The organism is Sphingomonas panaciterrae (genome assembly GCF_036890205.1).
In the GTDB taxonomy this organism is placed as follows: domain Bacteria; phylum Pseudomonadota; class Alphaproteobacteria; order Sphingomonadales; family Sphingomonadaceae; genus Sphingomonas; species Sphingomonas panaciterrae.
The window spans coordinates 31,002-46,818 of sequence record NZ_JAKNQR010000002.1 but is presented as its reverse complement, the minus strand read 5'-3'; the positions used below and the strand labels follow the sequence as shown (position 1 = coordinate 46,818).

The 15,817-nt window shown below is 67.8% G+C and carries 12 protein-coding genes; all 12 read right to left on the bottom strand.

What is annotated here, in order from left to right:
• Positions 1–36 precede the first annotated feature (36 nt).
• Positions 37–360, bottom strand: coding sequence for a thioredoxin TrxA (trxA, locus tag L8F96_RS07080; protein ID WP_046410535.1), 324 nt, complete (start codon positions 358–360; stop codon positions 37–39).
• Positions 361–407: 47 nt separating this feature from the next.
• The gene (addA, locus tag L8F96_RS07075; protein ID WP_334655659.1) at positions 408–3,875 is read right to left on the bottom strand and encodes a double-strand break repair helicase AddA; all 3,468 of its coding nucleotides are present in this window, start codon (positions 3,873–3,875) and stop codon (positions 408–410) included.
• On the bottom strand, positions 3,865–6,792 hold the full coding sequence (locus L8F96_RS07070; protein ID WP_334655658.1) for a PD-(D/E)XK nuclease family protein: 2,928 nt from the start codon (positions 6,790–6,792) through the stop codon (positions 3,865–3,867). The genes addA and L8F96_RS07070 overlap by 11 nt, the downstream gene beginning before the upstream one ends.
• Entirely contained in the window at positions 6,785–7,537 is a 753-nt protein-coding gene (locus L8F96_RS07065) for a nucleotidyltransferase family protein (RefSeq protein ID WP_125944923.1), read from the bottom strand. Before L8F96_RS07065 ends, L8F96_RS07070 begins: the two co-directional genes overlap by 8 nt.
• Positions 7,534–8,505 carry an aminoglycoside phosphotransferase family protein gene (locus L8F96_RS07060; RefSeq protein WP_211095203.1) on the bottom strand — a complete coding sequence of 324 codons (972 nt, stop codon included), beginning with the start codon at positions 8,503–8,505 and terminating at the stop codon, positions 7,534–7,536. The genes L8F96_RS07065 and L8F96_RS07060 overlap by 4 nt, the downstream gene beginning before the upstream one ends.
• Complete coding sequence (gene tsaE, locus L8F96_RS07055) at positions 8,502–8,960, bottom strand: tRNA (adenosine(37)-N6)-threonylcarbamoyltransferase complex ATPase subunit type 1 TsaE (protein WP_136451171.1); 459 nt, start codon at positions 8,958–8,960, stop codon at positions 8,502–8,504. Before tsaE ends, L8F96_RS07060 begins: the two co-directional genes overlap by 4 nt.
• Positions 8,957–11,278, bottom strand: coding sequence for a sensor histidine kinase (locus tag L8F96_RS07050; RefSeq protein WP_136451170.1), 2,322 nt, complete (start codon positions 11,276–11,278; stop codon positions 8,957–8,959). Before L8F96_RS07050 ends, tsaE begins: the two co-directional genes overlap by 4 nt.
• A 75-nt stretch (positions 11,279–11,353) precedes the next feature.
• The gene (gene mltG / locus L8F96_RS07045) at positions 11,354–12,322 is read right to left on the bottom strand and encodes an endolytic transglycosylase MltG (RefSeq protein ID WP_046410519.1); all 969 of its coding nucleotides are present in this window, start codon (positions 12,320–12,322) and stop codon (positions 11,354–11,356) included.
• Between the two features lie 79 nt (positions 12,323–12,401).
• Positions 12,402–13,661 (bottom strand): beta-ketoacyl-ACP synthase II, encoded by a 1,260-nt coding sequence (fabF, locus tag L8F96_RS07040; protein ID WP_125944918.1) that lies wholly within the window; start codon positions 13,659–13,661, stop codon positions 12,402–12,404.
• A 119-nt stretch (positions 13,662–13,780) separates the two neighbouring features.
• A complete protein-coding gene (locus L8F96_RS07035) occupies positions 13,781–14,017 on the bottom strand; it encodes an acyl carrier protein (RefSeq protein ID WP_046410516.1) in 237 nt (78 codons plus the stop codon).
• A gap of 80 nt (positions 14,018–14,097) precedes the next feature.
• Entirely contained in the window at positions 14,098–14,838 is a 741-nt protein-coding gene (gene fabG / locus L8F96_RS07030) for a 3-oxoacyl-[acyl-carrier-protein] reductase (protein ID WP_145119080.1), read from the bottom strand.
• A gap of 13 nt (positions 14,839–14,851) precedes the next feature.
• Positions 14,852–15,787, bottom strand: coding sequence for an ACP S-malonyltransferase (gene fabD, locus L8F96_RS07025; protein WP_125944916.1), 936 nt, complete (start codon positions 15,785–15,787; stop codon positions 14,852–14,854).
• Positions 15,788–15,817: the final 30 nt, after the last annotated feature.

Sequence of the window (15,817 nt, the reverse complement as noted above, 5' to 3'; positions counted from 1 at the left end):
CGGCCCCATCTAAGGATCGTCGCCGCCAGTTGAGTATCAGGCGAGCTCACCCTCGAGCCAGGCCTTGATCCGGCCCTTCGGCTCCGCACCGACCTTGGTGGCCGCAGGGTTGCCGCCCTTGAACAGGATCATCGTGGGAATACCGCGCACGCCGTAGCGGCCCGGTGCGTCTGGGTTTTCGTCGATGTTGATCTTCGCGATCGTGACCTGCTCACCAAGCTCCTCGGAAATCTCCTCCAGGCTCGGGCCGATCATCTTGCACGGGCCGCACCACTCCGCCCAGAAATCGACCAGCACCGGCTTGTCCGACTGGATGACATCGGCGTGGAAGCTGTCGTCCGTGATCTTCTTCGTGGCCATGCTTCAAATCTCCTTTGCGCTCCATTTAGGGGTGCGCAGCCGGACACTCAACGACCCGTGATGAAGCTTTGCTCCGCTCCCGAATAGCCCGGCTTGTGTCGGGCCAGCAGCTCTGGCGGCAAGGTGATGATGCGTGGCCCTGCGGTATAGAGCAGCCCGGCCTCGATCGCGCGCCCGGGAAAGATGACGGCGAGTGCCGCGGCATAGGCCGCCTGTTGTCGGATGTGATAGATCGGCACATCTTCAATACGTTCGGGCGCCACTCGCCCCGTCTTGAAGTCGACGACCTGCACGCGATCAGGGGTGATCAGCAGCCGGTCGACGGTTCCCGCGATCACCAGGCCGCCATGAATCACCGCACTGATCGGCGCCTCACCGAGTGAACCCGGGCCAAACAGCGCGGCGAAGCGATCATCTGACAGGATACCGCAGACCAGCTGGGTGAGGTGCTGGCGCTCTGCGGGATCCTCTATCCCGCCCACCTGCCGCAGCCAGCGATTGGCGGCGTCTTCTCGCTCCGCCCCCGCTACGCCGGGCAGGCGTTCGAACAGGCCATGGATCAGCCGGCCGCGTTCGGCGGCGGCACGCATTGCCGGCGTGGGCGGTGGATCCGCGACCTCGTCTTCACCGATTGAGGAGGGGGCGAGCGGCCGCGGCGGCCTCGCCTCTGGCGGTGCTACCTCCCGTGCCCAGCCTGGTAGCGGAGTCGGTTCGGCCATTTTTCCTATGGTGCTGGCCTTGGACGCAACGGGCGCCGCGGGCGGATCGCCACGGAATATGCGTGCCGCGCGTTCGCCTGCGTCGTCGGCTGCCACGCCCAGCGCGTCGAGCGCGCGGGCGGCGGCGCGATGCCAGCTCTGCTCAGGTGCGCCGCTGTTGCGGTACTTGGGGCCGAGCGAGCCGGTGATGACCAGCCGTTCCTCGGCGCGGGTCGCGGCGACATAGAACAGGCGCCAATGCTCCTGCCGTTCGCGCAGCGCCGCCGCCGCCGCGAGATCCGCGATCGGCCCCGCCCGCTCCGCCATGCGTGGCGGGAGCACGGGGATCGCGCCGTCAGCGCCATCCGGGGTCCACATCAGGTTGCCGCCGCGCGTGGAATCGGGATCAGCAGTGGCGTCGGCCAGGATCACGACAGGCGCCTGTAGCCCCTTGGCGCCATGCGCGGTCATCACCCGCACTGCGTTGAGGACCCCTTCCGCCTCGCGCTTCACTTCCACCTCGCCGCGATCGAACCAGTCGAGAAAGCGCTGGAGCGATGGGGTGGCGGTTGTTTCGAATTCCAGCGCCGCGCTCAGCAATTCCTCGATCGGGTCGCGCGCTTCTTCGCCGAGGCGGGCAAGCAGCCGCTGTCGTCCGCCGAGCGGGCCGGAGAGCAGTTCCTCCAAGAAACGATAAGGTGTCGTGAAGTCGGCTCGGGCCAGCATCGCGTCGAGTGGCGCAAGCAATTCGCGATGATGTTCCGACAGGTGGCGCCACAGACTGCCCGATCGCGGCACCGCGCGCGCGAGCAGCTCCTCCTGCGTCCATCCGATCAGCGGTGACACGAGCAGGCTGGCGAGGCTGAGGTCATCGTCCGGCTGCAGAACGAAACGGACGGCGGCAAGCAGGTCCTGCACCGCGAGCGGCGCGTTCAATCGCAGCCGATCGACACCGGCGACGGGCACCCCTTCGGCATATAGGCGCGCCACGATCAGCTGGGCGATCTCTCCGCGCCGTTTGACCAGCACCATGATGTCCTCTGGCCGGATCGGACGCCCCTTGCTTTCCAGCATCACGCCCCGGTCGATCCAGTCGCGGATCTGCCGCGCGATCCGGGCGGCGTTGCGGCGGACCGCATCGTCGATCCAGTCCTCCGGCCCATCATCTTCCACCTCGCCCGACACGATCGGCGGCCAAAGCTCCACGATGCCTGGCCCCGGCACCTCACTGGCATGTTCGCGAAGTTCGACGCCTGGCCCGAGCGCATCAGGTTCAAGCGCGGCGATGGCAGCGTCGACGAACTGCAGGATGGGACGGGTCGAGCGGAAGGAGGAAACGAGCGACAGGCGCTCGAACGGGAGGCCGCGCTCATCATCCGGCATGCGATCGTCGCCGCGCACCTCGGCAGCCTTGCGCGAAAAATGCATTTCGGCCGCGCGGAAGTTGATCGGGTCGGTGCCCTGGAAGCCGAAGATCGCCTGCTTGTGGTCGCCCACCGTGAACAGCGTGCGGACCGAGGGCGCATAGACGCCGCGGCCGACGAAATATTCGTCGACCAGCGCGCGCACGATGCGCCATTGCGCGACGTTGGTATCCTGAGCCTCGTCGATCAGCACATGCTCCGTTGTCTGATCGAGCTTGAAGCGGACCCATTCGCCGATGCCGGGCTGATCAAGAAGGCCGATCGTGGCAGCGATCAGATCATCAAAATCGACGATCCCGCCGCGACGCTTTGCCGCCGTATACGCGCGCGCATAGTCCCGCCCGACCGTCAGCCCCTCGGCGAGCAGATCGGCATAAGCGGCGCGAACCCTGAGGCTGAGCAGCTCCGAACATTGCCCGTGCAGGCGGGATGCGAGATCGGCATAGGCGGGATCAGGCGGCGCCTGCCCCTTGCCGAACGATCGAGGGTCCCCGTCGGCCTTGGCCCATGTGAGGTGAAGCTGATCGAGCGTTTGCGCCCGTTGTTCACTGCCCGCGGCGAGCCAAAGAGCGATTGCCTCTGCGCGGGCCAGCCCACTCTTCGTTCCCCAGGCCGCGTTCAGCCGACCGACCGCCTCGATCGCCGCGCGATCGATCGCATCATCCCCGCAGGCAGAGCGGATGTGCTCTTCTATATCGCCAGCCGGCAGGTCCAGCTCGCGGCGGAGCCACGGTTGAATGCCGCTGGGGAGCTGCTCCAGCGCGCTTGCCGCCCGCGCGCAATCATTCAGGAATTGTTCGGCACCCGCCTCGCCCAGCCGAAGGCTGAGCTTTCCGATCGCCTCTACCGGGCCAGCGCGCCCTTCCCGCTCCGCCTGCACCAGCAGTTCGGCAAGGGTGGCGCGGGCAAGCACGCCTTCTTCGCGCGCCTCCATCGGGCGAAAGCCGGGCACCAGTCCCGCCTCGGTCGGGAAGGCGGCAAGCAGGCTCTGGCAGAAACCGTGGATCGTCTGGATACGCAGTCCACCGCCCGGCGCATCGAGCACCTTGGCGAACAACGTGCGGGCGCGGTCGCGCTGAGCCGGATCGGCTGCCTCGCCAAGCGCCTGGAGATCGGCGAACAGGTCACGGTCTTTCATCCGGACCCAAGCGGCCAATCGCTGGCTGACGCGCGCTGCCATCTCGGCCGCGCCGGCCTTGGTAAAGGTCAGGCACAGGATGGCGGCAGGATCGACGCCCCGGAGCAGCAGCCGGAAGACGCGGGCGGACAACACCTGCGTCTTGCCCGTGCCCGCGGAGGCCGACAGCCACACGTGCGCATCGGGTGCGCTTGCCCGGCGCTGCTCACCGCGCAACGGCGGGAGCGGACGGATGCCCGAGGCGCTACTGGTCACGGCCGTACCATTCGTCGCGACGCATCAGCTGATCATATTCCGTATAGGGCGCATATTCGGGGTGGAGCTTTGCCTTGAACGGCTCGTCGCCCAACAGCCAGAGTTTCGCCGCCTCGATGAATTCGTGCCGTGCCCGGCCGACGAATTCCGATGTGACGACACGATCGCCCTTTCCGACGGGATCGACCGGGCTCGTCACGCTGCCGAAGCTGTCGCGGTAGCGGGCCAGCGACCAATATTCGAAGGCGCCCGCCGTGCCGCTGATCCCCGCGAAGCCGCCGTCCTCGGCGATCGCGCCGAGCAATCCGAGTTGCATCGAAAACCCCGCGCGAACGGCGGAGGCCGACGGCGCCTTGCCTGTCTTGTAGTCGACGATCGCGAGCGTGCCGTCACCGAGGCGGTCGATGCGATCGAAGCGGCCGGAAAGCTCGATCCCGGCGATGGTGGTCCCGCCCTTCCCCTCCGCGGCCAGCACCGTCCGACCGCCGGCCTGCTCGGCCGCCATGCGCTGCGCGATCCATTCGACCGCGGCGAGGAGGCGCGGCTGCCACAAGGCGCGTAGCAACGGGTGCGTCGTCGGATCGGCCAGCATCTCGATCGCGCGCGGCGCCAGAAGGTCGACGCGGCAGGCGTCGTCACGCGCCCACGCCTCCAGAATGGCGTGAACCGCAGTCCCGCGCCAGGCGGCGGTGGGATCGGCATCGACCGGGTCCAGCATACGCAGGCGGAGGATCTGCTGCGCGTAGAAGGCGAAAGGATCGGCCTTCAGACGGTCCACTTGCGTGACGGACATGGCGGTGGGCCGGAGCCGCCGCGGCGGGCAAGGCGCAGGCCGCTCCGCCGGCTGCGGCGTGCCGCCGTCATCGATCGCCCGTGTCCATTGTTCCAGCGCGACATCGCGCGCTCGATCAAATTCGTCGCCCGCCATTGCGGCGAGGCGAAGCCACAAGCGCGAGGGGATCGCAGGAGAACGCGCGTCACGACGAGCGCGGGTGATCAGCACCTCGCGGGCGCCCAGCGCCTGGCCGAAATCGTGCGCCGCGACGCCGATCGCCCGTTCCAGACCGGGAAGCCCAAGCATCGCGCGAATGCGGGGCGCCAGCCAGGGATCGGGTGCCGCTGCCCCCGGCCAAACGCCCTCGTTAAGGCCGCCCAGGATCATGAGGTCGGCCGATTGCAGTCGCGCCTCGATGAGGCCGTAGATCGCAACGCGGGCATGCCCCCCCTGCGGACGCACGGCGACCTGGTCCATGAGGAGGCGCAGCAAGGGGCCGAGACCGGTTGCCGCCACGTTGGATGGGCCGCGATCCGCTTCCGCCTCAAGTTCCGCCAGAAGATCGGCGGCGGCGCGCCCCGCGGGGCCGCGCCATGCTTCGTCACCAGCGAGTGCCGTTGCCGCATCGCGTAGCGCCGCGATCAGCGTGCCAAGCGAATGCCGCTCGTTATCGAACGCCTCGGCGAGTGGCCCGAGCAGGCCGCGTAGCTCGTGCCACCATGCATCGGCAGTGCCGCCGAGATGCCCCTCCATGCCGGCGAGCCCCGGTGCTGGCCGTGGTCCGCGCAAGCGGCGGTCGAGCCGGCGCACGCTCTCCAGCCAACGGCCACGCTGCTCACCCGCACGGACCAGCGGGTGCTTCAGCAGGGTCAGCAGGGCGAGTGGCGCAAATCCTTCGGCGGCAGCCTCCACGATGGCGATCAGCAAGGTGCCGGGCGGGAGGATCGACAGGGGGCGACCGGCGCTGTCGTCGACCGCGATATTCCAGCGGGCGCAATGCGCCGACACCCGGCGCGCGAGGGCGCGGTCGGGGGTGACGAGCGCGGCGGTGCGTTCCGGAACCTCAAGCGCCTGACGCAGGGCGAGCGCGATCGCCTGCGCTTCCTCTGCCGGCGTGGCGAGTTCGGCGATACGGACGCCGGCGAGTTGGCGTTGCTGGGGCCTGAGCTCCGTCCAGCGGGCGGTATATTCGGCGGGCGCGAGAGCGGTCGCGATGGTCCGGCCGCGTGCCGCCGAGGCGTCGTGATCGCTGCCATCGGCCCACAGGGCAACATCGTCGCGCGCCATGCCCATGCGGGCGAGCAGCTGCTTCAGATGGAATTGGGGGTGCACCTCTATGGCGCGTTCGGACCGTTTCGTGATCGGATCGGCCTCATGCGGGCCCAAGGCGGCCCATTCGTCGTCGGGCATGGCCCGATCCAGTCCAGCGAGCACGACGAGGCCGCGATCCATCACCGCGACGCGCCCCATCATCGCCGCAACGGAGGGGGCCGCATCGGTAATGCCGGCGGCGCAGACGAACCCGTCGGGCGGTGTGGTGCGCCAGCGATCGGCCAGGCGCCGCAACAGGATCACGCGGCGCGCACTCGCGTCGATGCGGCCGAGACGTTCCAACTCGCGCGGCCAGCGTTCGATCACGATGCGGAAGAGGTCGAGTGCCGCGCGCCAATGGTCGGTGAGCTCGCCGAGATCGAGCATGGCGAGCCGGGCCGGATCGACTTCCTCGACGATCAACTGGTCGAGCGTTCGGGCAAGTTCTCCGGCGAGGCGGACCGCTTCGGAGGCCTCCAGCGACGGGCGCTCCTCTTGCACCAGCCGCGCCAGGATCATCTGGCGCGCCAGCGGAGTGATCGCCGGGGGCGGCGGATCGGCATCGGCGGGATCGAGCGCAGCGCCGATCGATTCGCCAATGTCGTCCGCCCCGATCGCGACCAGCCGCGGCAGGATCAACGCGCCCCCGCGGGCGCGCACGAAGGCATTGTTGACCGCGAGCTTCGCGCGGTTGTTGGGCAGGAGGATCAGGCCGCGGGCAAGGCCAAGCGGATCATCGCCAAAGCGCCGGACCAGCCCGGCGACCAGCGCATCGGCGAAGGCCCGGTGCGCGGGGATGGTGTAGAGCCGCGGCCGGCGCCGCTCAGCCATTCTCGAGCAATTCCTCCGCCCGGGCGACGGCCCTTGGCGTCCCCACGTCGACCCACAACCCCTGGTGCACCACGCCATAGGCGCGGCCCGCCGCCATCGCGCGTTCCCAGAACACCATGGTGGAGAACGGCGCCTCAGGCGCGACGACGAGGATCGCCGGGTTCAGGATCTGGACGCCGATGAAGACATAAGGCGCGACCCGCCCGGGCTTGCGCCGCGAGATGATCTTGCCCGCGGCATCGATATGGAAATCGCCCTGCCCGCCATGGCAATGCGCACGGGCGAGTGGCACCAGCAGCAGGAGGACATCCATGATCGCCGGGTCCCAGCGATCGGCCATCAGCGACAAGGCGTCGATCGGGCCATCGAGCCAGAAATTGTCGCTGTTGACGACGAAGATCGGATCGTCGCCAAGCAGCGGGCGTGCCTTCATCAGCCCGCCGCCAGTTTCGAGCAGCTGGCCACGCTCATCCGACACTTCGATGTCCAGCCCCTCGATCGTCTCGAGATGCGCCTCCAGCGTGTCGGCCAGATAATGGACGTTGACGACAGCGCGCTTGACCCCGGCGGCGCGTAGATGGTCGAGCGCATGGTCGAGCAGCGGCTTGCCCGCGACGTGGATCAGCGGCTTGGGCCGGGTGGCCGTGAGCGGGCGCATCCGCTTGCCGAGGCCGGCCGCCATGACCATCGCGGTGGTCGGCACCTTGCCGGGAAGACGGGGACGGATGGCGCGCGGCTTGGTCATCGTGCGCTCAGCTGCAGCGGATCGCCGCGGAGCGACGCGGGGATGTTGGCATCGAACCAGGCAGCGACCGGAGCAAGCGCAGGCTGCGCCAGATCACGCTCCAGATAGGTCCAGACGCGCGGGCAGAGCCCCGGATAGCGGGGCTTCCCATCGCGCTTCCACAGGCGGGTAAAGATGCCGATGATCTTCGCATTCCGCTGCGCGCCGAGCACGTGATAGGCGCGCATGAACGCCTCCCCCTCACCGGTCACGTTGCAATAGCGCTCGATCATCGCGTTTTCGAGTTCGGGCGCCACGTCGCGGCGGGCATCCTGCAACAGCGATACAAGATCATAGGCAGGGTGACCGGCCAGCGCGTCCTGGAAGTCGAGCAGGCCGAGCCGGTGCGGATCGCCCACCAGCATCAGGTTTTCGACATGATAGTCGCGCAGCACCGTGACCGGCCGGTCGAAGATCGCATGATCGAACACCGCGTCCCAGGCGGCGGTATAGCCCGCCAGATCGACGTCGAGGCCGAGCGCCGGGCAATACCATTCGACCAGCAGCGCGGCCTCACGATGCAGTTCCGCACGGTCATAAGGCCGCCAGTCACCCGCCGGACAACCACGCAGCGCGATGAGCACGTCAACGGCATTCTGGTAGAGGCCCTCGGTCGCGGCGGGATCGCGATCAATCGCCTCGCGCATGCGATTATCACCGAAATCCTCGAGCAGGACGAGGCCGCGATCATCATCGGAGGCATAGATGGCAGGCGCGCCAAAGCCGTGATCGGTCAACCAGTTAGCCACCGCCAGGAACGGACGCGGATCCTCCTGCGGCGGCGGCGCGTCCATCAGCACGGCGCGGCGCGTGCCGTCCACCACGCGGAAATAGCGGCGAAAGGATGCATCGCCGGCAAGCGGGAGAATTTCCGCGTCTCCCCATCCATTGGCCGCCAGAAACGGGCGGGCATGCGGGGGCGGAATCATATCGAGGGCCATCGCCGCTCCCATGCCGCCGGCGCTTCCCAAGTCAAGCGCCGCGCGCCATCCGGTTCGATGGAAAGCGCGAGGCGAAGCGCGTCGGGCCATGCCGACGGGCCAGCGCGATCGGGCCATTCGACGACCAGCGCACTGTCGTACAGGGCGTCGTCCAGTCCCAATTCTGGCAGTTCCGACGCATCGTCGAGCCGATAGAGGTCGACATGGAGCACCGGCAGCCGCACCTCGGGCACGTCATAGGGCTGAACGATCGCGAAGCTGGGACTGGGGGCCTCACCAGCGAGGCCGAGCGCCGCAAGCAGCCCGCGCGCGATGCTGGTCTTGCCCGCACCGAGCGGCCCGTCGAGCAGCACCACGTCGCCGGGGCGAAGCGCGCTGGCGATCTCTGCGCCGACCGCCTCGCTGTCGGCGGCAGTCGCCAGCCGGCGTTCGCCCTTTGTCATCGTGGAAGCGCCACCGTTACCAGCGAGCCCATGCCCGGTTCGCTCACCAGGGTGATCGTTCCGCCATGCGCCTCGACGAACTGCTTGGCCAAGGGAAGGCCGAGGTCGGGGGTGCGGCCGTTTTCCGTGTTGGCGGCCTGCGCGAAACGGTCAAAGGCGCGGCTGACCGCATCGGCATCGAGCCCGGCACCATCGTCGGATACGATGATCCGGGCGGTATTCGGGTCGCCCTCCGCATGCAGCAGCACGCGCCCGCCGCTGGTGGTGGCGTTCAGCGCGTGGCGCAGGAGGTGATCCATCGCCTCGCGCAGGCGGCCGGGATCGCCGGTCACCTGTCCGACGCTGGCATCGAGCGCGGTGACGAGTTCGATGGCGCGCAGATCCGCATCGCTGCGCCGCGCCTCCGCCGCGCCGGCCAGCAACGCTGGAAGGTCAACCGCCTCGCGCACCAGCGGTGCCTCTCCCTCCGCCTGCGTCAGGTTCAGCACATCATCGATCAGCAGGCCGAGCCGCTCGACCGACTCCAGGATTGCGCCGACATATTGGGTGCCCTGTTCCGACAGGTCGCCCGCATAGCCCGCATGCAGCATCTCGGCGAAGCCGCTGATCGACGTAAGCGGGGTGCGCAGCTCGTAACTCATGTTCGCGACAAAGGCTGTTTTAACCTTGTCGGCCGCCTCCAGCGCGGCGGCGCGGTCGCGCAGCGCCTGCTCCGCACGGCGACTGTCGGTGATGTCGAGCATGGTGAACAGTGCATTGCCATCCGGCAGCGGCACCGCCGCAAATTCGTAATGGCGGCCATCCGCAAGGGCAACGCGGCCACCACGCTGCTGGCGATCGGTGGTCGCGGACCGCACCAGATCGGTGACGAGCTTGGCGCGGTTGGGCGTACGCAGCTTCGGCGCGATCTTTTCCGCCACCGCGTCCACGCGGGGATGGCCGTTGAGGAATTCCTCTTCCAGCTCCCACAGGGCGCGAAAACGATTGTTCCACAATTGCAGCCGGCCATCCGCGGCGAAGACACCCAGCGCCTCGAAGAGATTGTCGAAGGTGGCGGTGCGGACGCGCAGCAAAGTGTCACGCGCGGAGGCGAGCTGCACCTCCTCGGTCCGATCCTCGAAGATCAGCAACAGCCCGCCGTCGGGCAGCAGCTGCGCCACGACGCGGATGTAGACGCCGTTGGGCAGGTGCCACGTCTCCTCGACGGCGGCGTCGGTGCGGGTGAACCATTCGCGACGCTCAGCCTTCCAGCCCGGAAAGTCACGGACCTCGGGCAGCCTGTTCGCCTCGCGCATCCGCTCGATCACGCGATCGAACTCCGGCCGGTCGGACAGCCATTCGCTGCGCATCGCGAACATGCGGCGGAACGGCTGGTTGCAGAAGACGAGCGAACGATCGCGGCCGAACTGCGCCACGCCGGCGGACAGGCGATCGAGCATCGCGCGCTGCGCATCGGCGAAGCGCCGCTCGCGTGCGCGGGCCTGCTCAAGATCCTCGATGTCGATCGCAAAGCCTGCGACGCCGCCATTGGGCAAGGGAACGTCGTGGAGGAGCATCGACCGGCGCGCGCCGCCGATCGTGGCGGGCAGGACCCGCACCTCCGGCCGCCCGGTCTCGCGCGCGGCGATCGCGCCGGCGAGCGGGCCGCCATGACCAGACCCTTCGATCAATTCCACGCCGCGCGCGACCACGTCGGCGGCCGCGTTGCCCTCCACACCCTGGACATAAGCGGTGTTGACCATCGCCAGCCGCAGGTCGGGCCCACGATACCACATGGGCATGGGCGCGGCCTCGATCAGGCCGGTCAGCGCCTCGAACGCCTCACGCACCTGCGCCTGCTCATTGGCGAGCCGCTCTACCTCCGCCTGCGCCTCGCTTGCGTCATGGACCCAGAGGACCATGTCCGTGCCCTGGCCATGGGTGGGCGAACGTTCGCCATGCAGGGTGAGCGTGCGGGCGGCGCCGCGCGGGCGAACCTGACGCACGAAGGGGCGTCCCGAGCGTTGCAGGGCGAGCAGGTCGGCCATGATCCGTTCGACATCCAGCGGATCAAGGCCGCCGCCGGCGGAGCTCAGCCCGTCGAGGTCGGTTGCCGGCTGGACCAGGCCGAACAGGTCGGCGACGCGGGGCGGCATGTCGAGCCGCAGGTCCGACCGCACCAGGATCGGCTGCATCGGCGCATGGGCCAGCAGCGCCCGCGCGGCCAGCCACTGTTCACGCTCACGCGAGGCGGCACCGCTCAGCCGAAGCCCATGGTAGAGCGCTGCGGAAGCGCCGGCCACCAGCAGCAGCAGGATCAGGCCCGCAACGATCAGCATGGGAGTGGTCAAGGAAATCGGCGTGTCCGTTCGGTCGTTCCTCTTTCTACGCGCGGAACGACCAATGTGAACAGCTTACATCTCACCCCGTGCGCGGCGGATGGCATACCATTTGGCGACATTGGCATTGTGCTGCTGCAGCGTGTCGGCGAACACATGCCCGCCGGTGCCGTCCGCCACGAAATAAAGCGCCGAGCTCGTCTCCGGATCGAGCACCGCATCGATCGATTCGCGGCCCGGGTTGGCGATCGGCCCGACCGGCAGGCCGGCGCTGGCATAGGTGTTGTAGCCGTTCTTCGCCTGAAGCTCCGACCGCAGGATGCGGCGGCCAAGCGGCTTGCCCTTCGTGATCGGGTAGATGACCGTGGGGTCGGCCTGCAGCGGCATGCCGCGCTTCAGCCGGTTCGTATAGACCGCGGCGACCATCCGCCGCTCGGACGGCTTGCTGGTTTCCTTTTCCACGATCGAGGCGAGGATCACCGCCTCCTCCGGGGTGGAGACCGCGATGCCGGGCTTGCGCTCCTTCCAGGCGGCGGCGAGGTAATCGGCCATCGCCTTCTGCATGCGGGCGACGACCGCGGCACGGGTGTCGTTCAGCTGATAGGCGTAGCTGTCGGGCAGAATCGACCCTTCGGCGGGGACCGGCACCTCTCCCTCCAGCCCTTCGGCACGCATCAGCGCCTCATGAACGAGGATCGAGGGATAGCCTTCGGGTACTGGCACAAGGCGCTGGCGGACCTTGCCTTCCTCAAGCAGGGTCAGGATGTCGGCTGCGCTGGCGCCCTTGGGGATCGCATATTCGCCGGCCTTGATCGGACGGCCCGTGCCGAACACACGCGCATAGCCGCGGAAGCGCCAGGCGGAACGGAGTGCGCCCTCCTTCTCCAGCTGCGCGGCGGCGCGGGCGAGGCTGGCGCCCTCGGGTACGACGACCGCCAGCGGCTTGGTCGCCGGGCCGGGGCCGGACCAGTCGCGCGCGATCCAGAACAGGCCGGCGATCAACGCCAGCCCGATCAGCAGTCCGAAACACCCCGTCTTGCGCATGCCTCTACCCAGGTGATGGCGCGCGGCGGGGCCAGCCGGCGGTCAGCCGGCCGACGCCCGCCGCATCGCGCGTCGCAGTTCAGATCGCCTTCATCACCAGCGATGCGTTGGTGCCGCCAAAGCCGAAGCTGTTGTTGAGCACGGCACGCACCTGACGCTTCTTCGCGACATGCGGCACGAGGTCCACGCCCGCGCAATTGTCGCTCGGGTTATCAAGGTTGAGCGTCGGCGGCACGATCTGGTCGCGCATGGCGAGGATGCAGAAGATGCTCTCCACCGCGCCGGCACCGCCGAGCAGGTGGCCGATCGCCGACTTGGTCGAGGACATGGACAGCGAGCCAATATGGTCGCCGAACAGCCGGCGAACCGCGCCAAGCTCCAGCTCGTCGCCCAGCGGGGTCGAGGTGCCGTGAGCGTTGATATAGTCGATGTCCTCAAGCCGGAGCCCCGACTTGCGCATCGCCATCTCCATCGAGCGGAACGCGCCCGACCCTTCCGGATGCGGCGCCGTGACGTGATAGGCGTCACCCGAAAGGCCATAGCCGATCACTTCGGCATAGATCTTCGCGCCGCGTGCCTTGGCGCGCTCATATTCCTCGAGCACGACGACGCCGGCACCCTCGCCCATCACGAAGCCGTCGCGGTCCTTGTCGTAGGGGCGGCTGGCCTTTTCAGGATTGTCGTTGAAGTTGGTGCTGAGCGCGCGCGCCTGGGCGAAGCCGGCGATGCCGAGCGGGCAGATCGCGCCCTCCGAACCACCGGCGAGCATCACGTCCGCATCGTCCATCGCGATCATCCGCGCGGCGTCGCCGATCGAATGCGCACCGGTCGAGCAGGCGGTCACGACCGCATGGTTCGGGCCCATCAGGCCGTATTTGATGCTGACCTGACCCGAGATCAGGTTGATCAGACGACCGTGGACGAAGTGCGGGCTGACGCGGCTGGGGCCCTTTTCATGGCGAACGATCGATTCGCTTTCGATCCCCGGCAGCCCGCCGATCCCGGCACCGATCGAACAGCCGGCGCGATAGCGCTCCTGCTCCGACATCTCGGTGAGGCCGGCGTCCTCGAGCGCCTGGCCAGCCGCATCGATGCCGTAGACGATGAACGGATCGACCTGACGCTGGATCTTGTGATCGACCCGCTTGCCGGCATCGAAGCCGTAGGGGTGATCGGCCGGCTTCACCTCGCAGGCGATGCGGCACTTCTGGTCCGAGGCATCAAATCGCGTGATCGGGCCTGCGCCCGACTTGCCAGCGATGATATTGGCCCATGCTGTTTCCACGTCTGCCCCAAGCGGGGTGACGAGACCAAGACCTGTGACAACGACGCGGCGCATTGCGCAACTCCATGAACATTACAACGAAACGGCCCCCCGCCCTCTAGCCGGGGACGGGGGGCCGCTCAAATCCGGTGCGAAGCAGGAGCGAACGTCATGCCGCCCCACCCCGCGGGCGATCAGCCCTTGTGCTCGTCGATATAGGTAATCGCATCGCGCACGGTGGTGATCTTCTCGGCAGCGTCATCGGGAATTTCCACCCCGAACTCTTCCTCGAACGCCATCACCAGCTCGACAATGTCGAGGCTGTCCGCGCCGAGATCGTCGATGAAGCTCGCGTCCTCGGTCACCTTGTCGGCCTCGACGCCGAGATGCTCGACGACGATCTTCTTCACGCGGTCGGCGGTCTCGCTCATAATAATTCCCTTTGTTTCATCGGGGGGTTGTAGAATCCTGAACGCAGGTAGAACGGGCCTCGCTGCGATACAAGTCTGCTTTAAATCATCGCCATGCCGCCGTTGACGTGCAACGTCTGCCCGGTGACATAACCTGCCTCGCGCGATGCAAGGTAGACGACAGCGGCGCCAATATCCTCGCCAGTACCAAGATCACCAGCCGGAATCTTCGTCAGCAGGGCAGTCTTTTGCGCGTCCGGCAGCACATCGGTCATGGCAGAGCGGATGAAGCCTGGCGCGACACAATTGACCGTGACGCCGCGGCTGGCGAGTTCCTGCGCCACCGCCTTCGACATGCCGACAAGCCCGGCCTTCGACGCGGCATAGTTCGCCTGGCCGGGGTTGCCGGTCTGGCCGACCACCGAGGTGATCGACACGATGCGGCCGAAACGCTGCTTCATCATCGGCTTGGCCGCCGCGCGGATGAGGCGAAAAGCGGCCTCGAGGTTGACGCGGATCACCTGATCCCATTCGTCATCCTTCATGCGCATGGTGAGGTTGTCGCGCGTGACGCCGGCATTGTTGACGAGGATGTCGAGGCGGCCACCAAGTGCCTCGACCGCGGCCGGCACAAGCGCGTCGACGGCGGCCGCATCGGAGAGATTGGCCGGCACCGCGACGTGATCCGCGCCGAGGCTGGCGCGGAACGCTTCCAGCTTCTCGACATTGGATCCCGATACCGCCAGTCGTGCGCCCTGCGCGGCGAGCGCCTGTGCGACGGCCGATCCGATCCCGCCCGACGCGCCGGTGACCAGCGCCGTCATGCCCGTGAGGTCGAACATCAGATTTCCTCCTTCACAGCGCCTTCAGCAGCGCTTCGATATCATCCATGGACACGATGCTGATCGCATTCGCATCCGGCGAAATGCGCTTCACCATCGGGCCGAGCACCTTGCCGCCGAACTCGACGAAGTCGGTCACCCCTGCCTCGGTCATCGCCAGCACCGATTCGCGCCAGCGGACCATGCCGGTGACCTGTTCCACGAGCAGCCGGCGGATCGTGTCGGGGTCGCTGACCGGCGCGGCTAGGACGTTGGCGTACACCGGGACGAGCGGCGCGGCGATCGCAGCGTCTGCGAGCGCGGCGGCCATCGCGTCGGCCGCGGGCTGCATCAGCGAGCAATGGAACGGTGCGGAAACCGGGAGCGCGATGCCGCGCTTCGCACCGTGATCCTTGGCGATCGCGATGGCGCGATCGATCGCGGCCTTCGTTCCCGAGATCACGACCTGCGAGGGGTCATTGTCGTTGGCGACGGTGCACACATCGCCTTCCGCCGCGGCGGCAGCGATCGCCTGTGCCTTGGCCAGATCCGCGCCGAGAAGCGCAGCCATGCCGCCCTCACCCACCGGCACCGCTGCCTGCATCGCCTGGCCGCGCAGCTTCAACAGGCGCGCGGTTGTCGCAAGATCGAAAGCGCCGGCAGCGCACAGCGCGGTATATTCGCCCAGGCTGTGGCCAGCGACGAAATCGGCCTTGTCGGCCAAGCGCACGCCGCCTTCCTTCTCCAGCACACGCAGCGTCGCGATGGCATTGGCCATGATCGCGGGCTGCGCATTCTCGGTCAGCGTCAATTCGTCAGCAGGCCCTTCGGCCATGAGGCGCGAGAGATTCTGGCCCAGCGCATCGTCAACCTCGCCAAAAACCTCGCGCGCGGCGGGGCTGGCGGCTGCCAGTGCCTGGCCCATGCCGACGGCCTGGCTGCCCTGGCCCGGAAAGATGAACGCTCGCATCGGTCGCTCCTGAATTGGAAGAGGGGCGCG